Origin of the sequence: Kutzneria sp. CA-103260 (assembly GCF_018263855.1) — a bacterium.
In the GTDB taxonomy this organism is placed as follows: domain Bacteria; phylum Actinomycetota; class Actinomycetes; order Mycobacteriales; family Pseudonocardiaceae; genus Kutzneria.
Genome location: NZ_CP073318.1, coordinates 10,436,977 through 10,460,180 on the forward strand (window position 1 = coordinate 10,436,977; position 23,204 = coordinate 10,460,180).

Sequence of the window (23,204 nt, forward strand, 5' to 3'; positions counted from 1 at the left end):
GTAGAGGAAGCAGGTCGACCCGTCATGAGTCAGCCGTGAAGCTGAAGACATGATCGCGCGACGATAGGACGAGGTCGAGCGGGTACTTGCCGCCCGGCCTCCCTAGACGAGGAGAGCAGTGGCAGGCAAGGCCCGAGTGCACGAGCTCGCGAAGGAGCTCGGCGTCACGAGCAAGGAAGTGCTGAACAAGCTCGCCGAACAGGGCGAGTACGTCAAGTCCGCGTCCTCCACCGTGGAGGCCCCGGTGGCCCGCCGGCTGCGGGACGCCTACGAGAAGGGCGACACCAAGTCCAGGGGAGGCGCGCCGAAGCCCGGCCCGCGCCCTGGTCCGCCGCCCGCCAAGACCAGCCCGGCCCCCGCCGGGTCCGGTTCCGCGCCGCAGAGCGCGCCCACTCCCAAGCCGGGCATGCCCGGCCAGCGTCCGGCGATGCCCGGCCCGCGTCCGGGGCCGCGCCCCGGCCCGCGCCCGGCCCAGCAGGAGACCCCGGCCGCCGCGTCGGCCGCCCCGGCTCCGGCCGCGCCGCAGACCCCGGCCCCGCAGGCCCAGGCTCCGCAGCAGCAGGCTCCGAAGCCTCCGACGCAGCCCCAGCTGTCCAGCCCGGCCCCCGCGCCGGCTCCGCAGCAGCAGGCCCCGGCCGCCGCGTCGGCGAGCCCGCAGGCTCCGTCCCGGCCCCAGCAGTCCAGGCCCCAGCAGCAGGGCCCGGGCGCCAAGCCCGGCCCGCGTCCCGGCCCTCGGCCGGCGCAGGACGGCGGCACCGTGCCGCCGCGCCAGCAGGGCCCCAAGCCCGGTCCGCGCGCGCCGCGGCCCGGCAACAACCCGTTCGGTGTGGGCTCCAACGCGCCCGCGCCGCGGCCGGCTGGGCCCCGTCCCGGCCCGCCCGCACAGGGCGGCGGCGACCGGCCGCGTCCCGGTGACGGCCGGCCCGACCGCGCCCCGCGTGGCGACCGTCCGGCCGGCGACCGCGGTGGCGACCGTGGTCCCCGCCCGACTCCGGGCAACATGCCGCCTCGGCCCAACCCCGGCATGATGCCGCCCCGACCGGCCCGTCCGGCCGGTGGTGGCGGTCGTCCCGGCGGCGGTCCGGGTGGCGGCGGCCGTGGCCCCGGTGGCGGCGGCGGTGGCTTCCGTGGCGGTCCCGGTGGGGGCGGCGGCGGTGGCGGCTTCCGCGGCGGCCAGGGTGGCGGCGGCGGTGGCGGTGGCTTCCGCGGTGGCCCCGGTGGGGGCGGCGGCGGTGGCGGCGGCTTCCGTCCCGGTGGGGGCGGTGGCGGCGGTGGCGGCTTCCGTCCCGGTGGCGGTGGCGGCGGCGCTCCGGCCGGCGGCGGTGGCTTCCGCGGTGGCGGTGGCGGTGGTCGTCCGGGTGGTCCCGGCGGTCGCGGCGGCGCCGCGGGCGCGTTCGGCCGTCCGGGTGGTCCCGCGCGTCGTGGCCGCAAGTCGAAGCGCCAGAAGCGGCAAGAGTTCGACAACATGCAGGCGCCCAGCGTCGGCGGCGTCCGTCTGCCCAAGGGCAACGGCGAGGCCATCCGGCTGCCGCGCGGCGCGTCGCTGACCGACTTCGCGGAGAAGATCAACGCGAACCCGGCGGCGTTGGTGCAGGTGCTGTTCCACCTCGGTGAGATGGTCACCGCGACCCAGTCCGTCTCCGACGAGATCCTGGAACTCCTGGGCTCGGAGATGAACTACGTGGTCAACGTGGTCTCCCCCGAGGAGGAGGACCGCGAGCTGCTGGAGACCTTCGACATCACCTACGGCGAGGACGCCGGTGGCGAGGACGACCTCGTGATCCGGCCGCCGGTGGTGACCGTCATGGGTCACGTCGACCACGGTAAGACCCGACTGCTGGACACCATCCGCAAGGCCAACGTGCACGAGGGCGAGGCCGGCGGCATCACCCAGCACATCGGCGCCTACCAGGTCGAGACCTCGCTGGAGGGCCAGCCGCGGCTGATCACCTTCATCGACACCCCGGGTCACGAGGCGTTCACCGCCATGCGTGCCCGTGGCGCCAACTCCACCGACATCGCGGTCATCGTCGTCGCCGCTGACGACGGTGTCATGCCGCAGACGGTGGAGGCGATCAACCACGCCCAGGCGGCCAACGCGCCGATCGTGGTCGCGGTGAACAAGATCGACAAGGAAGGCGCGAACCCGCAGAAGATCCGCCAGCAGCTGACCGAGTACAACCTGGTGGCCGAGGAGTACGGCGGCGACACCATGTTCGTCGACATCTCGGCCAAGCAGGGTCTGCACATCGACCAGCTGCTGGAGGCGATCCTGCTGACCGCGGACGCCGCGCTCGACCTGCGGGCCAACCCCAACATGGAGGCCCAGGGCGTCGCGATCGAGGCCCACCTGGACCGCGGCCGCGGCCCGGTGGCCACGGTCCTGGTGCAGCGCGGCACGCTGCGGGTGGGCGACTCGATCGTCGCCGGCGACGCCTACGGGCGCGTCCGGCGCATGGTCGACGAGCACAACGAGGACGTCATCGAGGCGCTGCCCTCGCGTCCGGTGCAGGTGATCGGTCTGACCTCGGTGCCCGGGGCCGGCGACACCTTCCTGGTCGTGGAGGAGGACCGGGTGGCCCGGCAGATCGCCGAGCGCCGCCAGGCCCGCACCCGCAACGCCCTCAACGCGTCCCGCCGCAAGCGCGTCAGCCTGGAGGACCTGGACGCCGCGCTGAAGGAGACCAGCCAGCTCAACCTGGTCATCAAGGGCGACAACTCCGGCACCGTCGAGGCGCTGGAAGCGGCCCTGTTGAACATCGAGGTCGGCGACGACGTCGAGCTGCACGTGGTGCACCGCGGCGTCGGTGGTGTCACGGAGAGCGACATCAACCTCGCCACCGCGACGGACAACACCATCGTCCTGGGCTTCAACGTCCGGGCCGAGGGCCGCGCCACCGAGCTCGCCAACCGCGAGGGCGTCGAGGTTCGGTACTACACGGTCATCTACCAGGCGATCGACGAGATCGAGCAGGCCCTCAAGGGCATGCTCAAGCCGGAGTACGAGGAGGTGCAGCTCGGCCGGGCCGAGGTGCGCGACGTCTTCAAGTCCTCCAAGGTCGGCACGATCGCGGGCTGCCTGGTGATGTCCGGCGAGCTCAAGCGCAACTCGAAGGCCCGCCTGATCCGCGACAACGTCGTGATCCAGGAGAGCCTGACCCTCACCTCGCTGCGTCGCTTCAAGGACGACGTGACCGAGGTCCGCGAGGGCTTCGAGTGCGGTCTCACCCTCGGCAACTACAGCGACCTGCGGGTCGATGACATCGTCGAGACGTACGAGATGCGGGAGAAGCCCCGCAACTGAACAAGTGGCGCCAACGGGGCCGGCTGTCGGCCGGCCCCGTTCGGCGTCCGCCCACGGTGATGCCCATGTTCGTCGGTGCCCTCGAGATGGACGTGCTGCTCGGCGACGTCCACTCGCTCAAGGAGAAGCGCTCCGTGGTCCGGCCGGTGCTGGCCGAGATCCGGCGCAAGTACGAGGTCTCGGTCGCCGAGGCCGGTCACCTGGACCTGCACCGCCGCGCCCTGGTCGGGGTGTCGGTGGTCGCCGCCGACGCGGGGCACGTCCGAGACGTGCTCGACGCGTGCGAGCGGCTGGTGTCCTCGCGTCCCGAGCTCCAGGTCCTGTCCGCGCGCCAGCGGTTGCTGGGACCCGAGGACGACTAGTTTCTGTCACTACTCATGAGGAGGAGCGCCGTGGCCGACCAGGCCCGCGCCCGCAGGCTCGCCAAGCGGATCGCCCAGATCGTGGCGTCCGCGCTGGAACACGAGGTGAAGGACCCCCGGCTGGCCCGGGTCACCATCACCGACGCCCGGGTCACCCCGGACCTGCACGACGCGACCGTGTACTACACCGTGCTCGGCGACAACCTGGAGTCCGCTCCGGACCACGCCGCCGTCACCGCCGCGCTGACCAGCGCGTCCGGTGTGCTGCGGACCATGGTGGGGCAGCAGACCGGGGTGCGGTTCACGCCGACCCTGGCCTTCGTCGCCGACACCGTGCCGACCGACTCCAAGCGGATCGAGGAGCTGCTGGCCAAGGCCCGCGAGTCGGACGCCGAGGTGGCCCAGCTGGCCTCCGGCGCGCAGCCGGCCGGCGAGGCCGACCCGTACAAGGCTCCCCGCGAGGTGGAGTCCGACTCGGAGTGACGTAGCTTGCCGGTGTGAGCGCATCCGATCAGGTCGATGTCGCGGACGCCGCGGCCCTGCTGGCCGCGGCGTCCGATGTCACGCTGCTGGCCCACGTCAACCCCGACGCCGACGCCCTGGGCAGCGCCCTCGCGCTGGGCTTGGCCCTGCAACGGCGTGGGGCGACCGTCCGTGTCTCGTTCGGCTACCCCGCCGAGATCCCGGCCTCGCTGCGATCCCTGGACTCCGCCGGCCTGTTCGTGCCCGCGACTGACGTCCCTCCGCGTTCGGACCTGCTGGTCGCCTTGGACACCGGCAGCGTCGACCGGCTCGGTCCGCTCGGCGACCGGGTCGCCGCGGCCCCGGTGTCGCTCGTGGTCGACCACCACGTCTCCAACACCCGGTACGGCTCGCACAACCTGGTCGACGACCGGGCCGAGGCCACCGCGGTGATCGTGGCCCGGCTGCTGGACGCCCTCGCCGTCGAGATCGACGAGCCCATCGCCCGCTGCCTGTACGCCGGCGTCGCCACCGACACCGTGTCGTTCCGCTTCGCCAAGCCCGAGACCCACCGCCTGGCCGCTCGGCTGCTGGAGGCCGGGGTGGACGGCGCCGCCCTGATCCGGGGCCTGATGGACAGCCATCCGTTCGCCTGGCTGGGCATGCTCGCCGCCGTGCTCGGCGCCGCCCGGCTGGAGCCCGATGCCGCCCAGGGACTGGGTTTCGTGCATGCCATCGTGCGCCAGACCGACTCTGCCGGCGTGCGGTCCGAGGAAGTCGAGAGCGTCATCGACGTCGTGCGCTCCACCGCCGAGGCCGAAGTCGCCGCCGTGCTCAAGGAAACCCCCACCGGCGACTGGACCGTCTCCCTGCGCGCCGTCGGCCGCCTCGACGTGCGCTCGGTGGCCGTCCGCTTCGGCGGCGGCGGTCACCGCCTGGCCGCCGGCTTCACCGGCCGCGGCACCGCCGACGAGGTCATCGCCGGCATCCGCGACGCCCTCGCCACCGCCCCCGCCGCCACCTGACCCCCACCGCCACCCGGGCCCCGGCCCGCCGCCACTTTTCGCCACATGTGGTCCACATGTGGCGCTGGGAGTCGAATGTGGCGCACATGTGGCTGCGGCGGCGATGCGTCGGCCTCCGGGAGCTGGGGCCTGGCCGTGTTGTCGGCCGGGGGTGAATGTCCGAATCTGGTCTAGACCACCTGACCGCTCGGGGGTATCGTCGGCAGTCCGGCCGCCGCCATTACTCGACGATGGGAGCTGGCCATGTTCGGTCGGATATCGCGGTCCCTGACGGCAGTTCTCGCCGCCGCGCTAGCCGTCCCGGCGCTCGGTCTGGCGTCCGCCCAGGCGAACCCCGCATCGCCCCAGGCGGACACGTGTGCGGTGAAGTCCCGGCCCGCCGGCAAGGTGCTGCAGGGCTACTGGGAGAACTGGGACGGGGCGGCCAACGGCGTGCACCCGGGCCTGGGCTGGATACCGGTCACCGACAGCCGGATCGCGCAGCACGGCTACAACGTGATCAACGAGGCCTTCCCGGTGATCCGCTCGGACGGCACGGCGCTGTGGCAGGACGGCATGGACGCCGGCGTGAAGGTCGGCACGCCGGCCGACAACTGCGCGGCCAAGGCGGCCGGGGCGACCCTGCTGCTGTCCATCGGCGGCGCGGCCGCCGGCATCGACCTGAGCTCGTCGGCGGTGGCCGACAAGTTCGTCAGCACCATCGTGCCGATCCTCAAGCAGTACAACTTCGACGGCATCGACATCGACATCGAGACCGGCCTGACCAACAGCGGCAACATCAAGTCGCTGTCGGCCTCGCAGTCCAACCTGATCCGGATCATCGACGGCGTGCTGGCCCAGATGCCGTCGAACTTCGGCCTGACCATGGCCCCGGAGACCGCCTACGTCACCGGCGGCAGCATCACCTACGGCTCCATCTGGGGCGCGTACCTGCCGATCATCAAGAAGTACGCCGACAACGGCCGCCTGTGGTGGCTGAACATGCAGTACTACAACGGCAGCATGTACGGCTGCTCCGGCGACTCCTACCAGGCCGGCACCGTGCAGGGCTTCACCGTGCAGACCCAGTGCCTGAACAACGGCCTGGTCGTGCAGGGCACCACCATCAAGGTTCCCTACGACAAGCAGGTCCCGGGCCTGCCCGCGCAGGCCGGCGCCGGCGGCGGCTACATGTCCACCAGCCTGGTCTCCCAGGCCTACAAGAGCGTCAGCGGCATCAAGGGCCTGATGACGTGGTCGGTCAACTGGGACGGCTCGAAGGGCTGGAGCTTCGGCAGCAACGTGAAGTCCCTTGAAGGCCGCTAGGTCAGCAGCACCGCCCAGCCGTCGGCGTCGGGATGCCTGGTCATCCCGACGCCCTCGGCGACTTTGATCGCCGCCGCGTTGTCGGGGCGGGTCTCCACCAGCACCGGCCAGTCCGGGTGCAGCTCGGCCGCCACGGCGATGGCCTTGCCGGCCATCTCCGTGGCGATGCCTTTGCCTTGCAGGTCCGGCCAGATCCGGTAGTACAGGTTCCACACCGGCCGCCCGCGCCACGTTCTCGGCTTCACGCCGCCGAAGCCGGCGACCCGATCGCCGAACACGATCTTCCAGTAGCCGTGCTCGCCGCTGTCCCAGACCGCGCAGAAGTCCCGCAGCAGCTGGGTGATCATCGCGGGCGACCGGGTGCTCTGCGCGGCGTGCAGGGCGAGGAACTCGTCCAGGTCGTCCATGCTCACCCGGTGCAGCGAAAGCCGTTGTGTGGTCACGGGTTTCACGCCAGCACCTCGGCCAGCACGTGCCGGGACAGGGCCACCAGCCCGGGATTGGTGTCACGGTAGTAGGGCAGCTGGATCAGGGCGATGGACATGGCCCACGCGCGGCCGCGTTCCCAGGTGTCGTCGTCGACGTCCAAGGCGGTGCGGAAGACCTGGCGGGCGTTGGGCGGCAACAGGTTCCAGGCGATGACGAGGTCGACGGTGGGGTCGCCGACGCCGGCCCCACCGAAGTCGATCACGGCGGAGAGGCGGCCGTCCCGGACGAGGACGTTGCCGGGGGCGAGGTCGCCGTGGGACCAGAAGACGCCGGGAGGCTCGGGCAACGCGATGGCGCGGTCCCAGATGGCCAGGGCCCGCGAGGTGTCGATGTCGTCGTGCAGCTGGGCGATGGCCTCACGGGTGGCGGAATCGCGGCCGGGGGTGCTGAGCGGCACGCCACGCTGCTGTTCCGGACCGCCGGTGGGGTCGATCTTGCGCAGGGCCTGGACGAACTCGGCCAAGTCGAGGGCCAGAGCCTCGGGGTCGGCAAGCCGGCCCACGACCGGGTTGCTGCCGGGGATCCAGCGCAGGACGGTCCACGGCAGTGGAAAGCCGTCGCCGGGCTCACCCAGCGCGACCGGCACCGGCACCTCGACCGGCAACTGCGGGGCCAGGACCGTGGGCCAGTGCTGTTCGCGGCGCAGGTAGTCGACCGTGCGCGGAATGCGCGGCAGGCGGACCGCCAGCTCGGTGCCGACGCGGTACATGGCGTTGTCGGTGCCGGCGGATTCGACGCGTTCGACGGCAAGATCGGCCCAGCGCGGGAACTGGGCGGCGAGCAGCCGCCGGACCAGGCCGGGGTCGGTGTCGATCTCGTCGGCGTGCATGCGCATGGCCACATACTGGGACAACGGATCCGTAAGTGCCATCACATAATTCGCGTGCCGAGGGACGCTCGGTGCACATTGTGCTGGTGACGGTGCGTGCGGGCTCGGCTCGACAGGTGTTCTCCCTGGCCGTTCCGGCCCTTGGTGTGCTCGCGGCCGAGCCGCTGTACGTGCTCGTCGACACGGCGGTGGTCGGCCACCTCGGCGCGCTGCCACTGGCCGGCCTGGCCCTGGGCGGCCTGTTGTTCTCCCAGGTCTCCAGCGCGCTGACCTTCCTCTCCTACGGCACCACATCGCGAACCGCCCGTCTGCACGGCGCGGGCCGCCGGGGCGACGCCGTCGAGGAGGGCGTGCAGGCCACCTGGCTGGCTGTCGGCGTCGGCCTGGCGGTGTTGATCCTGGGCCAGCTGCTGGCCACGCCAGTGGCGGATCTGTTGGCGGGCAAGGGACCCATCGCCGACGCCGGCGTGAGCTGGCTGCGCATCGCCCTGTTCGGCGCGCCGATGGTGCTGATCACCATGGCCGGCAACGGCTGGATGCGCGGCGTCCAGGACACCAGGCGCCCGCTGGTGTACGTGCTGCTGGGCAACGGGCTTTCGGTGGTGCTGAACCCGATCCTGGTCTACGCCCTCGGCTGGGGCCTGGAGGGTTCGGCCGTGGCCAATGTGTTCGCGCAAACGGTGGCGGCCACGCTGTTCGTGACGGCGCTGGTGAAGGAGAAGGTGCCGCTGAAGCCGGTGCCGCACTTGATCAAGGCGCAGCTGGGCCTCGGCCGCGACCTGGTGATCCGCACGCTGGCGTTCCAGCTGTCCTTCATCTCCGCGCTGTCGGTGGCCTCGCGCACCTCCGCCGACGCGGTCGGGGCGCACCAGATCGTGTTGCAGTTGTGGAACTTCCTGGCCCTGGTGCTGGATTCGCTGGCCATCGCCGCGCAGTCGCTGGTCGGGGCGGCGCTGGGCGCGGGCCGTGACGACGAGGCGAAGTCCCTGGCCTGGCAGGTGACCCGCTACGGCCTGGTGTTCGGGGCGGCGCTGTCGGTGGTGTTCGGCGCGCTGTACGACGTCCTTCCGCGGCTGTTCACCTCCGCGCCCGGCGTGCTGGCCGAGATCCCGCACGCCTGGTGGCTTTTCGTGCTGCTGCAACCGATCGCCGGCGTGGTGTTCGCCCTGGACGGCGTGCTGCTCGGTGCCGGCGACGCGGCCTTCCTGCGCACGGCGACGGTGGCCACGGCGCTGGTCGGCTTCGTGCCGCTGGTGTGGCTGTCGCTGGCGTTCCACTGGGGGCTGCTCGGCATTTGGGCCGGTTTGTCGGCCTTCATGGTGCTGCGGCTGATCGCCGTTGTGCTGCGGACGAAATCGGGGCGGTGGGCCGTCACCGGCGTGTGACGGAGTGCACGTCTGAAGCGGTTAACAGTGGGTACGCGCGCGCGGATTAAAGGTGTGGACCTCCTACCTCTGCATCCCCCGGAAGGACAGCCGTGCCGGCCTCGCGCGCCACCCGTCAAGCCTGGGTGGTCTGGATCACCGCCGTCGTCGTCTACCTCTTCGCCGTCTTCCACCGATCCTCGCTCGGCGTGGCCGGCCTGGCCGCCGCCGACCGGTTCGGCGTCGGCCCCGCCGCGCTCAGCACGTTCACCGTGCTGCAGGTGTTCGTGTACGCCGCCATGCAGGTGCCCACCGGCCTGCTGGTGGACCGCTTCGGCCCGCGCAAGCTGCTCGCCGCCGCGGCCGTGTTCATGGGCCTGGGCCAGGTGCTGTTCGCGGTCGCCGACAGCTACCCGCTGGGCCTGGTCGCCCGGGCCGTGCTCGGCCTCGGCGACGCCATGACCTGGATCAGCGTGCTGCGCCTGATCGGCGGGCACTTCCCGGCCCGCCAGTACGCCGTGGTCATGTCGCTGTCGGCCATGATCGGCTCGGCCGGCAACCTCGCCGCCACGGTGCCGCTCACCCTCGCGCTGCACAACGCCGGCTGGACACTGACCTTCCTGGTCGCCGGCGCCGCCACCGCGGCGTACGCCATGATCGCCGCGACCCGCCTGCGCGACCTGCCCCGCGGCGTGCCCGCGCCGGTGGTCGAGCGGGTCACGCCGCGCGAGGTCGTGCGCAGCATCGCCAGCTCCTGGCGGACCCCCGGCACCCGCCTCGGGTTCTGGGTGCACTTCAGCACCATGGTCGCGCCGACCACGCTCGGCCTGCTGTGGGGTGTGCCGTACCTGGTGCAGGCCCAGGGGCTGTCCGTGGAGACCGCCGGCTCCGTGCTGAGCCTGCTGGTGATCGGCGGCCTGATCTTCAGCCCGATGGTCGGCACGCTGATCAGCCGCAACCCCGAGCTGCGGGTCCCGCTGGCCGCCGCCTACCTGGTCACCTCGGGCGTGCTGTGGACGCTGCTGCTGGCCCTGCCGGGCCGGATCCCGTTGTGGCTGCTGGTGATCGCCTTCGTGCTGTTCGCCCTCGGCGGCCCCGCGTCGTCGGTCGGCTTCGCGCTGGCCAAGGACTACAACCCGAACCGGATCGTCAGCACCGCGACCGGCGTGGTCAACGTCGGCGGCTTCGTCGCCACCACCATCGCCGCGCTGGCCGTGGGCGTGCTGCTCGGTCTGGCCGACAGTCTCGGCGAGCAGAACGCCTTCCGGGTCGCTTTCCTGGCGATCCTGGCGGTGCAGGCGCTGGGCACCTGGCGGGTGGCGATCTGGTGGCGGCGGGCCCGCGCCATCGTGCTGCACGCCGCCGCCCGCGGTGAGGAAGTGCCGGTGCGGTTGCGCCGCCGGCGGTGGGACGACGTCATCGAGCCCGTCGCGGCGTGACACAATATTTCGCTGTGTCACAACCGCTTCGCCATCGCCGCCCGCAGAACCGCCAGCGCACCCCCGGCACCACGGCCAACGCCGGCCTGGTCGTCGTGGACAAGCCCGCCGGGCTGACCTCGCACGACGTCGTCGCCCGGGCCCGCCGCATCCTGGGCACCCGCAAGGTCGGCCACGCCGGCACGCTGGACCCGATGGCGACCGGCGTGCTGGTGCTGGGCGTCGAGCGGGCCACCAAGCTGCTGGGGCACCTGGCCATGGACACCAAGGCCTACCTGGCCACCATCCGGCTCGGCGCGGCCACCACCACCGACGATGCCCAGGGCGAGATCACCTTCGAGGCCGACGGGTCGGCGGTGGACGAGGGCGAGGTGCGGGCCGGCATCGCCGAGCTCACCGGCGACATCCAGCAGGTGCCCAGCTCGGTCAGCGCCGTCAAGGTGGACGGCAAGCGGGCCTACGCCCGGGTGCGGGCCGGCGAGGAGGTCGAGCTCGCCGCCCGGCCGGTCACCGTCAGCCGGTTCGACCTTTTGCTGGTCCGTCGCGACGAGACCGCGACCGAGCTGGACGTCATGGTCGAGTGCTCCTCCGGCACCTACGTCCGGGCCCTGGCCCGGGACCTGGGCCGGCGGCTGGGCGTCGGCGGCCACCTGGTGGCGCTGCGCCGCACCCGGGTCGGCCCGTTCGACCTGCGCACCGCCCGGACCCTGGAGCAGCTGGAGGAGGAGCCCGCGCTGTCCCTGGACCTCGCCGACGCCGTGAACACCGCCTTCCCGCGACACGACATCGACCTGCCCTCGGCGGCGGCCCTGTCCCACGGCCGCAAGCTGCCGGCTGCCGGCATCGACGGCCCGTACGGGGTCTTCGGCCCTGACGGCCGGGCGCTGGCGTTGGCCGTGGACACCGAAGGTGTGGCAAAGCCCTTGGTGGTTCTCGCAGTGGATTGAGTCTCGGACCTGGAGAGCGCGCAGCCGCGCCGGTGCCTGGAGTGGTTGGCGGATTTCGTCCGCCGCCACCCGACGCGCCCCACTACGGGGGCCGACGCGGCGGGCGAAATCCGGCAAGCGAAGGCACCGGATCAGAGCGGCTGCGCCGCGCCGCCGAAGGCGGCGCTAATCTCACACAGTGCAACGGTGGCGTGGACTCGATCATCTTCCGAGCGGCTGGGGTCGCTGTGTGCTGACCATCGGCGTGTTCGACGGCGTGCACCGCGGCCACCGGGAACTCATCAACCGGGCGGTGGAGCTGGCCGCGAAGCGGGAGCTGCCGAGCGTGCTGATGACGTTCGACCCACACCCGTCCGAGGTGGTCCGCCCGGGCAGCCACCCGGCCCAGCTGACCACCCTGCAGCGCCGGGCCGAGCTGGTCGAGGAGCTCGGCGTGGACGTGTTCTGCGTGCTGCCGTTCACCCCGGAGCTGTCCCGGATGCCGGCCGACGCCTTCGTGCACGAGCTGCTGGTGGAGCAGCTGCACGTGGCGGCGGTGGTGGTGGGGGAGAACTTCACCTTCGGCAAGGGCGCACAGGGCGACGTCGACCTGCTGCGGGCGCTGGGCAGCCGCTTCGGCTTCACGGCCGAGGGGGAGAGCCTGGTCACCGAGGACCACCTGATCTACTCCTCGACCTACATCCGGGCCTGCATCGACGCCGGCGACGTGGTGGCGGCCGAGCACGCGCTGGGCCGTCCGCACCGGCTGGAGGGCATCGTCGTGCGCGGCGACGGCCGGGGCCGCGACCTCGGCTTCCCGACGGCCAACCTGTCCACCCCGAAGTTCGCCGCGGTGCCGGCCGACGGCGTCTACGCGTGCCGCTTCATCCAGGGCGGCAAGGTGCGCGAGGCGGCGGTGTCGGTGGGCACCAACCCGACCTTCTCCGGCCGGGAGCGCCGGGTGGAGGCGTTCGTGATGGACGTCAACGAGGACTTCTACGGCCAGCGGGTGGCGCTGGACTTCGTGGCCCGGCTGCGCGGCCAGCTGAAGTTCAGCTCCAGCGACGATCTTGTCGTGCAGATGCGGGCCGACGTGGAACAGGCCCGCCGGCTGCTGGCCTGAAACGGCCCGTCCCACCCCGCGCCATCAGCTACGATCGGCCCGCGTGCGAATGCAAACCGGACATTGTCGGCGGGCAAGGGGGACCCTTGGAGGACCACAAGATCGTCCAGCGCAACCTGGCGCTGCAACGTGAGTGGTACGGCGAGCCGCTCGGCGACCGGGTGCGCCGCCTCGTGGTGGCGTTCGACATCTCCCAGGCCTACCTGGCCGACGTGCTGGGCATCAGCGCGCCGATGCTGAGCCAGGTGATGAGCGGCCGCCGGGCCAAGATCGGCAACCCGGCCGTGCTGGCCCGGCTGATCATGCTCGAGCGCAAGATCCTCACCCCCGGCGTGGCCGCCGGCGACCGCCCGGCCATCCAGCAGGCGCTCGACGACGTGCGGGAGTCCCGCCCCACCGTGGACCGCGACGCCCTGCCCGTGCACGACGGCCGCGCCGACGTCGCCGCCGTGCAGGCCCTGCGCCGGGTGGCCCGCCCGGAGGAGCTGACCCGCGCCGCCGACACGGTCCGTGACGCCCACCCCTGGCTCGCCGAGCTCCTGCGCCGCGCGGCATTCCCCCAGGTTTGAGGCTCTTCACCGCGCTCGTCCCCGACGCCGCCGCGACCGAGCATCTCGCCGCCGCACTGGCCACAGTCGACGGTCCCACCTGGACTCCCCAGCACCTGTGGCACATCACACTCTGCTTCCACGGGGACGGCGACGACCCGGTGGCCCGCGCCGCCTGGCTGCGGGAGCGAGCCGCCGGCCTGAGCCCGATCCGGCTGCGGCTGGCCTCCGCCGGCACCTTCGGCGACGTGCTGTGGATCGGCGTGGAGGCCGACGAGGCGCTGACCGCGGCGGCCGCCGCGGTCCGGGGCCACGCGCCCGGCCACGTCGAGCGGCACGACTTCATCCCGCACCTGACCGTGGCCTGGGGGCGAGACAAATCGATCGACGCTGTCCCACTTCTGGGTTACAAAGGTCCTTGGTGGACGTCGAGCGAGCTGGTGCTCATGGGAAGCGAGCGGACCCCGAACGGGTACCGCTATCCGGCCCTCGACGCGGTGCTGCTGCGCGGCCCCCCGTGAACACCTGCTAACCTCGGTGTTTGGGTCCGGCTGCGGTCCGTGGCGGCCGGTACCGACAACCCCTCTCCAGGGGGCCTCACGGGACGACCGCGACAGGAAAGAGCGAACACCAGTGGCACTGTCCACCGAGCAGAAGAAGACCATTCTCGCCGAGTACGGCTTGAAGGATGGGGACACCGGATCTCCCGAGGCCCAGATCGCGCTGCTGAGCAAGCGCATCAGCGACCTCACCGAGCACCTGCGTTTCCACAAGCACGACCACCACTCCCGTCGTGGCCTGCTGCTGATGGTCGGCCGCCGCCGCCGGCTGCTGAACTACCTGACCAAGACCGACATCGAGCGTTACCGGTCGCTGATCCAGCGGCTCGGCCTGCGTCGATGAGCAGCGAGGGGGAGCGGCCACCGGTCGCTCCCCCTCTCCGCAAGTAACCAAGACAAGAGAACAACGGGACAGGCGCCAGCGGCGCACGGCGAGTACGGGTACGCCGGTCCTCGGTAGTGGTCCCCGGGAGCATCCCGCGGACTTCGATCGAAGACCGGCCTCGTCGCCAGGGACCGCGGGTGTCTCCCGGTTGACGAGGAGAACCAACTACATGACCGATTTCGAGGTCCACGAGACCACCGCCGTGATCGACAACGGCGTGTTCGGCAAGCGCACGGTGCGCTTCGAGACAGGTCGGCTGGCCCGCCAGGCCGCCGGCAGCGCCGTCGCCTACCTGGACGACGAGACCATGCTGCTGAGCGCCACCACGGCGTCCAAGCACCCGAAGGACCAGTTCGACTTCTTCCCGCTGACGGTGGACGTCGAGGAGCGGATGTACGCCGTCGGCCGCATCCCCGGCGCCTTCTTCCGCCGCGAGGGCCGTCCCTCCACCGACGCCATCCTCACCTGCCGGCTGATCGACCGCCCGCTGCGCCCGTCCTTCGTGGACGGCCTGCGCAACGAGATCCAGGTCGTCATCACCGTGCAGAGCCTGAACCCGGCCGACCTGTACGACGTGGTCGCGATCAACGCCGCGTCCGCCTCCACCCAGCTGGCCGGCCTGCCGTTCTCCGGCCCGATCGGCGGCGTGCGCGTCGCCCTGATCGACGGCCAGTGGGTCGCCTTCCCGACCTACGAGCTGCTGGAGCGGGCCACCTTCGACATGGTGGTCGCCGGCCGCATCGTCGGTGACGACGTCGCCATCATGATGGTCGAGGCCGAGGCCACCGAGCACGTGATCGACCTGGTCGGCGCGGGCGCCCAGGCGCCCAACGAGCAGGTCGTCGCCTCCGGCCTGGAGGCCGCGAAGCCGTTCATCCGCGCGCTGTGCGTGGCCCAGCAGGAACTGGCCGAGAAGGCCGCCAAGCCGACCGCCGAGTTCCCGCAGTACCTGCCCTACCAGGCCGACGCCTTCGAGGCCGTGGCCGCCGCGGTGACCGACGAGCTGGCCCAGGCGCTGACCATCGCCGGCAAGCAGGAGCGCGAGTCCCGGTTGGACGAGGTCAAGGCCTCGGCGCTGGAGAAGCTGGCCGAGCAGTTCGAGGGCCGCGAGAAGGAGATCGGCGCCGCGTTCCGGTCGCTGACCAAGAAGCTGGTCCGCCAGCGCGTGCTGCGGGACAAGATCCGCATCGACGGCCGTGGCCTGACCGACATCCGGCAGCTGTCGGCCGAGGTCGCGCTGATCCCGCGGGCTCACGGCTCGGCGCTGTTCGAGCGGGGCGAGACCCAGATCCTGGGTGTCACCACGCTGAACATGCTGCGCATGGAGCAGCAGATCGACTCGCTGTCCCCGGAGACGCACAAGCGCTACCTGCACCACTACAACTTCCCGCCCTTCTCCACCGGTGAGACCGGCCGGGTTGGCTCGCCCAAGCGGCGCGAGATCGGCCACGGCGCGCTGGCCGAGCGGGCGCTGGTGCCGGTGCTGCCCAAGCGGGACGAGTTCCCGTACGCGATCCGCCAGGTCTCCGAGGCGCTGGGCTCCAACGGCTCCACCTCGATGGGCTCGGTCTGCGCCTCCACCATGTCGCTGCTCAACGCCGGTGTGCCGCTGAAGGCCCCGGTCGCCGGCATCGCCATGGGCCTGGTGTCCGACGAGGTCGACGGCGAGACCCGCTACGTCGCGCTGACCGACATCCTGGGCGCCGAGGACGCGTTCGGCGACATGGACTTCAAGGTCGCCGGCACCAAGGACTTCGTGACCGCGCTGCAGCTGGACACCAAGCTGGACGGCATCCCGTCCGAGGTGCTGGCCATGGCGCTGGGCCAGGCCCGCGACGCCCGGCTGACCATTCTCGAGGTCATCGAGGAGGCCATCGACCGGCCGGACGAGATGTCCCCGTTCGCGCCGCGGGTCACCGCGATCAACATCCCGGTCGACAAGATCGGCGAGGTCATCGGCCCCAAGGGCAAGATGATCAACTCGATCACCGAGCAGACCGGCGCCGACATCTCCATCGAGGACGACGGCACGATCTATGTCGGCGCGGCCGACGGCCCGTCCGCCGAGGCGGCCATCGGCCTGATCAACGCGATCGCCAACCCGCAGCTGCCCAAGGTGGGCGAGCGCTTCCTGGGCACGGTCGTCAAGACCGCCGCCTTCGGCGCGTTCGTCTCGCTGCTGCCCGGCCGTGACGGCCTGGTGCACATCTCCAAGCTGGGCAACGGCAAGCGCATCGCCAAGGTCGAGGACGTCGTCAAGGTCGGCGACAAGCTCCGCGTGGAGATCGCCGACATCGACAACCGCGGCAAGATCAGCCTGGTGCTGGTCAAGGAGGAGGACGAGGCGGCCGCCGCGTCCACCGACGCCGCCCCCGCCACCGAGCAGTCGGAGCCGGCCGCCCAGTGAGCGCACGCACCACGAGGACGGCCGCGGGGGTTTCCCGCGGCCGTCCTGGCTATCTGCAACGTCCGGGCAGCACGCTGACCCTGGAGCGCACCGCCGGCGGCGGCGCGGTCCGGCGCAGTGTGCTGCCGGGTGGCCTGCGCGTGGTCACCGAGCAGATCCCCGGCGTGCGCTCGGCGTCGGTGGGCATCTGGGTCAACGTCGGGTCCCGGGACGAGCTGCCGCCGGTCGCCGGCGCCGCGCACTACCTGGAGCACCTGCTGTTCAAGGGCACCGATCGGCGCACCTCGGCCGGCATCTCCGAGGAGATCGACGCGGTCGGCGGCGAGCTGAACGCGTTCACCTCCAAGGAGCACACCTGCTTCTACGCGCACGTGCTGGACGAGGACCTGCCGCTGGCCCTGGACCTGGTCAGCGACGTGGTGTTCCACGCGGTCTGCGCCGAGCGGGACATGGAGACCGAGCGCAGCGTCGTGCTGGAAGAGATCGCCATGCGCGACGACGACCCCGAGGACCTGCTGCACGAGGCGTTCTGCGAGGCCCTGATGGGCGTTCACCCGCTGGGCCGGCCGGTGCTGGGCACCGAGCAGTCCATCGGGGCGATGAGCCGGGACGCGCTGTTCAACTTCTACAAGAAGCGCTACACGCTGCCGCGCATGGTGCTGGCCGTGGCCGGCAACGTGGAGCACGCGCAGGTGCTGCGGCTGACCCGCAAGCTGCTGGGCGACCGGCTCAAGGGCGAGGTCGCGCCGGCTGTGCCGCGCGCCGGCCGGGCCCGCATTCCGGTGCGCCGTGAGCTGGTGCTGTGCCCCGACGACACCGAGCAGGCCCACCTGATGCTGGGCATGCGCGGCCTGGACCGGCACGACGACCGCCGGTTCGTGCTGGGCGTGCTCAACGCGGCGCTGGGCGGCGGCATGAGCTCGCGGCTGTTCCAGGAGGTCCGCGAGCGCCGGGGCTTGGCCTACCAGGTGTATTCGTCCACGGCCGCGTACGCCGACACCGGCAACCTCTGCGTGTACGCCGGCTGCACCCCGGACAAGCTGGGCGAGGTCGCCGGCGTGGTCCGCGGTGTGCTCGACGACGTGGCCTCGGGCGGCCTGAGCGCGGCCGAGGTGGCCCGCGGCAAGGGCCAGCTGCGCGGTGGTCTGGTGCTGGGCCTGGAGGACACCAGCTCCCGGATGTCCCGCATCGGCAAGGGCGAGCTGAACTACGGCGACCACCTGACCGTGGAGCAGACCCTGGCCAAGATCGACGAGGTCACCGAGGAACAGGTCGCGGTGCTGGCCAAGGAGCTGCTGCGACGCCCCGTCTCGGGGTCCGTGGTCGGACCCTACGATCACCGTGACGACCTGCCCTCCGAGGTGCATGAGGTGATCAAGTGACTCTTCGCGTTGGCGTGCTCGGGGCCAAGGGCAAGATGGGCGCCGAGGTCTGCAACGCCGTCGAGCGGGCGGCCGACACCGAGCTGGTGGCCGCCCTCGACCAGGGGGACAAGCTGGAGGGGCTGACCGACGCGGGTGCCGAGGTGGTCGTCGACTTCACCCACCCCGACGTGGTGATGGGCAACCTCGAGTTCGCGGTGCACGCGGGCATCCACTGCGTGGTCGGCACCACCGGCTTCACCGAGGAGCGGCTGGCGACGCTGCGCCGCTGGCTGGACGTCTCGCCCGGCCTCGGCGTGCTGATCGCCCCGAACTTCGCCATCGGCGCGGTGCTGACCATGAAGTTCTCCCAGCTGGCGGCCAAGTACTACGAGTCCGTCGAGGTCATCGAGCTGCACCACCCGCGCAAGGCGGACGCCCCCTCGGGCACCGCCGCGCGCACCGCGCAGCTGATCGCCGAAGCCCGGGCCGAGGCCGGTCTGCCGGCCAGCCCGGACGCCACCAGCCAGGAGATCGACGGGGCCCGCGGCGCGCTGGTGGACGACGTGCGGGTGCACTCGATCCGGCTGTCCGGCCTGATCGCGCACCAGGAGGTGCTGTTCGGCAGCGAGGGCGAGACGCTGACCATCCGGCACGACTCGATGGACCGCCTGTCGTTCATGCCGGGTGTGCTGCTGGCCGTGCGCACCGTGCCCACGTTGCCGGGGCTGACCGTCGGCCTGGACTCGCTGCTCGGGCTATGAGGGCACGGTTATGAGGGCTCTGTGGACGGCGATCGCCCTGACGGCCGCGCTGGTCGTCTACTTCGTGCTGCTCGCCGACCGGGCCGTGCTGCTGATCCAGGCCGGCGGCGTCGTCGGTGTCGGCCTGGGCGTCGCCGTCCTGGCCCTGCCGCTGATCGGCGTCTGGTACGTCGTCGTGCAGTGGCAGAACGGGATCAAGATCAACCGGCTGGCCAAGCGGCTGGAGGCGGAGGGCGGCCTGCCCGACACCTCCGGGCTGCCGCGCCGGCCGTCCGGCCGGGTCGACCGGGACGCCGCCGATGAGTGGTTCGCTCGGCAACGAGTCGAGGTGGAACAGTCCCCCGAGGACTGGCGGGCGTGGTTCCGGCTGGCCCACGCGTACGACGTGGCCGGTGACCGGGGCCGGGCGCGGGAGGCCATGCGCAAGGCGATCGAGCTAGGTGGCTGAGGGCGGAATCTCCGGTAAGGTCTACCGGGGGCAGAGAGTCGTGGGGCAGCTGTGGGATTACGGAGTTGGGTACCGGCCGAGGTCGACGTCACCAAGCCGAGTGCCGCACGCGTGTACGACGCTTTTCTCGGCGGAGGGCACAACTTCGCCGCTGACCGGGAGTTCGCCCGGCGCGCCGAGCAGGTGCTGCCGGGGGTCACGGTCTCCAGCCGGGCCAACCGCAAGTTCCTGCGCCGGGTCGTGACCTTCGCGGCCGAGCAGGGCATCCGCCAGTTCCTGGACATCGGCTCGGGCATTCCGACCGCGGGCAACGTGCACGAGATCGCCCTGCAGGTCAGTCCGGACAGCCGCACCGTCTACGTGGACAACGAGGCCGTCGCCGTCGCCCACAGCGAGCTGATGCTGGCCGACGTGCCCCAGGCCATGGTGATCGACGCCGACCTCCGCTCGCCCGGTGAGGTCCTCAGCCACGCGACCGTCCGCGACATGATCGACTTTGACCAGCCCGTGTTGCTGCTGATGCTGGCCGTCCTGCATTTCGTGCCCGAACCCGCCGACCTCGGGCCGCTCATCGAGCGCTACCGCGCCAAGCTCGCCCCCGGCAGCATGCTGGCCATCAGCCACGCCACCGGCGACCACCGGCCCAAGGAGCAGGAGGAGGGGTTGGTGAACCTCTACTCGAAGAGCACCAACACCGCCTTCAACCGCTCCCGCGCCCAGATCTCCGCCCTGTTCGGCGACTTCGAGATGGTCGAGCCGGGCGCGGTCTACGTCCCCGAGTGGCGCCCCGACGAGGGCGAGGTCGAGGACCACCCCGAGCGCTTCCTCTTCTACGGCGGCGTCGGCCTCAAAACTTCCTAGCCCCCGCGAGTCCCGCTCTCGGGCAATCATGTGTCGAGTTCGGAACTCGACATTCAGTTGCCTGAGGGCGGGACTCGCGGGGGTCTGATCAGCGCCAGACCTTCAGCAGCTTCGCCGAGTGCGGGGCCAGGGTGGTGCTGAACGAGTCGGTGTACTTGCCGAGTTGCTGGTTCGACCACACGTCGCGCACGGTCGCCTTGCCATGGAAGCCGAAGTCGGACCAGTTGGCGGTCACGGCGGCGGGCGAGGTGTCCAGGTTGAACAGAGCGACGGTGTAGGAGCCGTCGGCGTTGCGCATCCACCAGGTCTGCTGCGGGGTGTGCGCGACGACGGGCTTGGCCACGCGGCCGGCCTGGTCGATGGCGATGACCTCGTCGTTGGTGAGCAGTGAAAGGCCGTAGGAGTCCAGCTTGGTCAGGTCGTCGCCGGTGTAGAGCGGGGCGGCCTCGATGGCCCAGAAGGTCATGTAGAGCTGCCGCTCGTCGTTGGTGAGGCCGTCCATCGAGCCGACGCCGACGTCGAGCGAGTCGAGGTTGTTCCAGCCGCCGCGGCCGGCGTCGTCGACCCACGGCACAACGTCGTCGAAGCGCTTGACCAGGGAGTTCTGCCAGGTGACCAGGGTGTCGCAGTAGCACTCGACGTCGGTGTCGACCCGCCAGCCGTTGGTGTAGCGCTGCCAGGTGTCGATGTTGTCGTGGTTGAGCGACCAGGACACCAGGAACTGGATGTTGCGACCGGTGCGGACCAGGGCCTTGGACCACGCGGCCACGTCGGCGGTGTTGTCGTAGTTGGGGCCGGACTTGTCCGAGCCGGGGCCGACGCCGTCCAGCTTGAGGAAGTCCACGCCCCACTTGGCGAACATCTGCGCGATGGAGTCGATCCACTTGCCGGCGCAGGGGTTATCGAAGTTCAGCTTGTACGAGCTGTCCCAGCCGTTGGTGGTGCGCAGGTCCGAGTAGACCACGTCACGGGTGTGGCAGCCGGGCGCGCCGTAGATCGGCGAGTTGCCGCCGTTGTAGGCCTCCTTCTCCATGCCCACCGGCATGTAGATGCCGACCTTGAGGCCCATGGAGTGGATCTTGCGGGCGGTGGCGGCCATGCCGTCGGGGAAGCGGGCGGTGTCGGTCAGCGGCCGGGCGTACTGGTCGTACTCGGGCGTCCAGTCCCACTTGCGCCACCAGCCGGCGTCGATGTTGACGTACTCATAGCCGTGCGACTTGAGCTTGGTCGCCATCACCTGGGCCTGCTGGAGCACGTGCTGCTCGGTCAGCCAGCTGTAGTCGCCCTGGGTGTTCACGCCCGGGTACTTCGTCGACTGGAGGCTCCAGCTGCTCCACCCCAGGTACGGTGTGTTCGCCACCGGTTTGCCGGGCGTTCTCGCTGCTTGGGCGGGTGCGAACCCCGCGAGCACGGTGCACAGGGCGGCGAGCAGAACGATCAAGCGAGAACGGCGCATGGGCAGTGCACTCCGCATCGATTGGGGGCTTCAACTCACGGCGGCGACGGGTTGGTGGCAGCAAACTCCGGCGCCGGCCGGGTGTCAAGATCGTTAATTTCTGAAGGAAATAATGTTTGCTATGGTCAACGTCGTGCCGGCTGCGGTTCAGGTGTTCGCCGTGGTGCTGCGGCACGGCCCGATCTCACGGGTCGAGGTCACCGCGCGCACCGGCCTGTCGCCGGCGGCGGTGACCAAGGCGGTGCGCCCGCTGGTGGACGCCGGCTACCTCACCGAGCGCCCCGACGAGCGCCTGCCCGCCCGGCTCGGCCGGCCGGCGATGCCCGTGCAGGTGGTCGCTGACCGGGCGTTTTTCCTCGGTGTGAAGCTCACCGCCGACGAGGTCATCGCGGTGCGCACCGACCTGTGCGGCGGCACCAGGGACGTCGTGCACCGGCCGCTGGCCTCGACGTCCGTCGCCGACGTGGTCGGGGTGATCGCCGAGGTCGCCTGCCACCTGGCCGCCGGGTACGAGGTGGCCTGCCTCGGCGTCTCACTGGCCGGCGACGTGCTGCGGGACACCGGCATGGTCCGCTTCTCGCCGTTCCTGAACTGGCGCGACGTGCCGCTGGCCGATCTGGTCTCGGCGGCCACCGGGCTGCCGACGCTGATCGAGAACGACGTCCGGGCGCTGACCGTGGCCGAGCACTGGTTCGGCGCCGGCATCGGCGTGTCCTCGTTCGCGCTGGTCACCGCGGGCACCGGCATCGGCTGCGGGCTGGTGGTCAACGACGTGCTGCTGCCGGCCGGCGAGCTCGGCCATGTGGCCATCGACGTGGACGGACCCGAGTGCTACTGCGGCGGCCGGGGCTGCGTGGAGGCGCTGGCCGCCGACCGGGTGGTGCTGGCCGGCTGTGCCGCGGTGGTCGGGCGCCACCTGACCATGCCGGAGGCGATCGAACTGGGCCGGGCCGGCGACCCGGCCGTGCACGCCGTGTTCGAACGGGCCGGCCGGGCCCTCGGGCTGGCGCTGGCCGCGGTGGCCAACCTGGTCGGGCCGGAGCGGATCGTGCTCACCGGCGAGGCCGTCGGCGGCTACGACCTGTACGCCGAGCAGATCCGGCAGGCGCTGGCAGCGCAGGCCTTCGGCGCGGCGGCGGCGTGCGAGCTGGTGGTGCGGCCGCTGCCGTTCGACGAGTGGGCCCGGGGCGCCGCCGTCGTCGGCATCCAGGACCTGATCACACGAAGTGGGGCAGCACGTGGGTCAGCAGGTTCGGTGACGCTGCCAGTGCGGTGAACCGGATGAACCGGCCGGCCAGCGTGACCGCCACGAAGGCGATCACCGACATCCGGGCCACACCGGCGAGGACCGTGGTCGCCATGAACGGGGGCATGCCGACCACGGAGCTCACGCCGGTGGTGGCGATCATCAGCTTCGGATGACGCTCACACCGGGCCTGCAGGGCGGTGAACCAGGTGCTGATCCGCGCCCAGGCGGTGGTCCACCACGTCTGCCGGCTCGACTTCTGCTTGGGCTGCAACCAGGTCGGCAGCTTGATGTGGCCGCGGGCGGCGAAGAAGTAGAGCAGTTTGCCGACCACCTGGCCGACCGCCACCACCGCGCCGAGGATCCAGCAGGCGATCGGCGGGTGGTGCCCGTCGGCGACCATCGCGATCAGGAACAGCTCCACGCTGACCAGGGGGCACAGCGCCGAGCCGACCGCCACCCCGAGGGAGATCGCCAGCCACATCAGCATGGCGGCTTCCCTCCCCCGGTCGGATGATCTCTGACCAGAACGAGGCTACC

General features: G+C 71.4%; 22 protein-coding genes. 18 read left to right on the forward strand and 4 right to left on the reverse strand.

Going from position 1 to position 23,204, the window contains the following annotated elements; genetic code table 11:
* The first annotated feature begins 118 nt into the window (after positions 1 to 118).
* From infB to JJ691_RS46950, 5 genes are all read left to right on the forward strand, one after another.
* Positions 119 to 3,304 carry a translation initiation factor IF-2 gene (gene infB / locus JJ691_RS46930; RefSeq protein ID WP_211765841.1) on the forward strand — a complete coding sequence of 1,062 codons (3,186 nt, stop codon included), beginning with the start codon at positions 119 to 121 and terminating at the stop codon, positions 3,302 to 3,304.
* Positions 3,305 to 3,369: 65 nt separating this feature from the next.
* The gene (locus tag JJ691_RS46935) at positions 3,370 to 3,666 is read left to right on the forward strand and encodes a DUF503 domain-containing protein (RefSeq protein WP_211765842.1); all 297 of its coding nucleotides are present in this window, start codon (positions 3,370 to 3,372) and stop codon (positions 3,664 to 3,666) included.
* Between the two features lie 30 nt (positions 3,667 to 3,696).
* Positions 3,697 to 4,149 (forward strand): 30S ribosome-binding factor RbfA, encoded by a 453-nt coding sequence (gene rbfA / locus JJ691_RS46940; RefSeq protein ID WP_211765843.1) that lies wholly within the window; start codon positions 3,697 to 3,699, stop codon positions 4,147 to 4,149.
* A 14-nt stretch (positions 4,150 to 4,163) separates the two neighbouring features.
* A complete protein-coding gene (locus JJ691_RS46945) occupies positions 4,164 to 5,153 on the forward strand; it encodes a DHH family phosphoesterase (RefSeq protein WP_211765844.1) in 990 nt (329 codons plus the stop codon).
* 243 nt (positions 5,154 to 5,396) lie between these two features.
* Positions 5,397 to 6,458 (forward strand): chitinase, encoded by a 1,062-nt coding sequence (locus JJ691_RS46950; protein WP_211765845.1) that lies wholly within the window; start codon positions 5,397 to 5,399, stop codon positions 6,456 to 6,458.
* Here the strand turns inward: JJ691_RS46950 and JJ691_RS46955 are convergent.
* Entirely contained in the window at positions 6,455 to 6,910 is a 456-nt protein-coding gene (locus tag JJ691_RS46955; RefSeq protein WP_211765846.1) for a GNAT family N-acetyltransferase, read from the reverse strand. The two genes, JJ691_RS46950 and JJ691_RS46955, sit on opposite strands and share 4 nt — an antisense overlap.
* The gene (locus JJ691_RS46960) at positions 6,907 to 7,782 is read right to left on the reverse strand and encodes an aminoglycoside phosphotransferase family protein (protein WP_211765847.1); all 876 of its coding nucleotides are present in this window, start codon (positions 7,780 to 7,782) and stop codon (positions 6,907 to 6,909) included. The genes JJ691_RS46955 and JJ691_RS46960 overlap by 4 nt, the downstream gene beginning before the upstream one ends.
* 80 nt (positions 7,783 to 7,862) lie before the next feature.
* On the opposite strand from JJ691_RS46960, the gene JJ691_RS46965 reads away from it, so the two are divergent.
* The 12 genes from JJ691_RS46965 to JJ691_RS47020 all read left to right on the forward strand — a co-directional run bounded on the left by JJ691_RS46965 (position 7,863) and on the right by JJ691_RS47020 (position 19,962).
* Entirely contained in the window at positions 7,863 to 9,161 is a 1,299-nt protein-coding gene (locus tag JJ691_RS46965; RefSeq protein WP_249227477.1) for an MATE family efflux transporter, read from the forward strand.
* Between the two features lie 92 nt (positions 9,162 to 9,253).
* Positions 9,254 to 10,579 (forward strand): MFS transporter, encoded by a 1,326-nt coding sequence (locus tag JJ691_RS46970; RefSeq protein WP_211765849.1) that lies wholly within the window; start codon positions 9,254 to 9,256, stop codon positions 10,577 to 10,579.
* Between the two features lie 14 nt (positions 10,580 to 10,593).
* Positions 10,594 to 11,526 carry a tRNA pseudouridine(55) synthase TruB gene (gene truB / locus JJ691_RS46975; protein ID WP_211765850.1) on the forward strand — a complete coding sequence of 311 codons (933 nt, stop codon included), beginning with the start codon at positions 10,594 to 10,596 and terminating at the stop codon, positions 11,524 to 11,526.
* Between the two features lie 178 nt (positions 11,527 to 11,704).
* A complete protein-coding gene (locus JJ691_RS46980) occupies positions 11,705 to 12,628 on the forward strand; it encodes a bifunctional riboflavin kinase/FAD synthetase (RefSeq protein WP_211765851.1) in 924 nt (307 codons plus the stop codon).
* Between the two features lie 86 nt (positions 12,629 to 12,714).
* The gene (locus JJ691_RS46985) at positions 12,715 to 13,197 is read left to right on the forward strand and encodes a helix-turn-helix domain-containing protein (protein WP_211765852.1); all 483 of its coding nucleotides are present in this window, start codon (positions 12,715 to 12,717) and stop codon (positions 13,195 to 13,197) included.
* Positions 13,194 to 13,697, forward strand: a complete 504-nt coding sequence (locus tag JJ691_RS46990; protein WP_211765853.1) for a 2'-5' RNA ligase family protein — start codon at positions 13,194 to 13,196, stop codon at positions 13,695 to 13,697. The genes JJ691_RS46985 and JJ691_RS46990 overlap by 4 nt, the downstream gene beginning before the upstream one ends.
* A 112-nt stretch (positions 13,698 to 13,809) precedes the next feature.
* A complete protein-coding gene (gene rpsO, locus JJ691_RS46995) occupies positions 13,810 to 14,079 on the forward strand; it encodes a 30S ribosomal protein S15 (RefSeq protein WP_116174156.1) in 270 nt (89 codons plus the stop codon).
* Between the two features lie 211 nt (positions 14,080 to 14,290).
* On the forward strand, positions 14,291 to 16,528 hold the full coding sequence (locus tag JJ691_RS47000; RefSeq protein WP_211765854.1) for a polyribonucleotide nucleotidyltransferase: 2,238 nt from the start codon (positions 14,291 to 14,293) through the stop codon (positions 16,526 to 16,528).
* 53 nt (positions 16,529 to 16,581) lie between these two features.
* A complete protein-coding gene (locus JJ691_RS47005; RefSeq protein WP_442912810.1) occupies positions 16,582 to 17,910 on the forward strand; it encodes a M16 family metallopeptidase in 1,329 nt (442 codons plus the stop codon).
* A complete protein-coding gene (gene dapB, locus JJ691_RS47010) occupies positions 17,907 to 18,653 on the forward strand; it encodes a 4-hydroxy-tetrahydrodipicolinate reductase (RefSeq protein ID WP_211765856.1) in 747 nt (248 codons plus the stop codon). The genes JJ691_RS47005 and dapB overlap by 4 nt, the downstream gene beginning before the upstream one ends.
* Before the next feature lie 10 nt (positions 18,654 to 18,663).
* A complete protein-coding gene (locus JJ691_RS47015; protein ID WP_211765857.1) occupies positions 18,664 to 19,101 on the forward strand; it encodes a tetratricopeptide repeat protein in 438 nt (145 codons plus the stop codon).
* A 51-nt stretch (positions 19,102 to 19,152) separates the two neighbouring features.
* The gene (locus JJ691_RS47020; RefSeq protein WP_211765858.1) at positions 19,153 to 19,962 is read left to right on the forward strand and encodes an SAM-dependent methyltransferase; all 810 of its coding nucleotides are present in this window, start codon (positions 19,153 to 19,155) and stop codon (positions 19,960 to 19,962) included.
* Positions 19,963 to 20,050: 88 nt separating this feature from the next.
* On the opposite strand, the gene JJ691_RS47025 is transcribed toward JJ691_RS47020, so the two are convergent.
* On the reverse strand, positions 20,051 to 21,403 hold the full coding sequence (locus tag JJ691_RS47025; protein WP_211765859.1) for a glycoside hydrolase family 27 protein: 1,353 nt from the start codon (positions 21,401 to 21,403) through the stop codon (positions 20,051 to 20,053).
* A gap of 148 nt (positions 21,404 to 21,551) precedes the next feature.
* Between JJ691_RS47025 and JJ691_RS47030 the strand changes: the two genes are divergently transcribed.
* Positions 21,552 to 22,694 carry an ROK family transcriptional regulator gene (locus tag JJ691_RS47030; protein ID WP_249227478.1) on the forward strand — a complete coding sequence of 381 codons (1,143 nt, stop codon included), beginning with the start codon at positions 21,552 to 21,554 and terminating at the stop codon, positions 22,692 to 22,694.
* Here JJ691_RS47030 and JJ691_RS47035 read toward each other — a convergent pair.
* Positions 22,636 to 23,154, reverse strand: a complete 519-nt coding sequence (locus JJ691_RS47035; RefSeq protein ID WP_211765860.1) for a hypothetical protein — start codon at positions 23,152 to 23,154, stop codon at positions 22,636 to 22,638. The genes JJ691_RS47030 and JJ691_RS47035 overlap by 59 nt on opposite strands.
* Between the last annotated feature and the right edge of the window lie 50 nt (positions 23,155 to 23,204).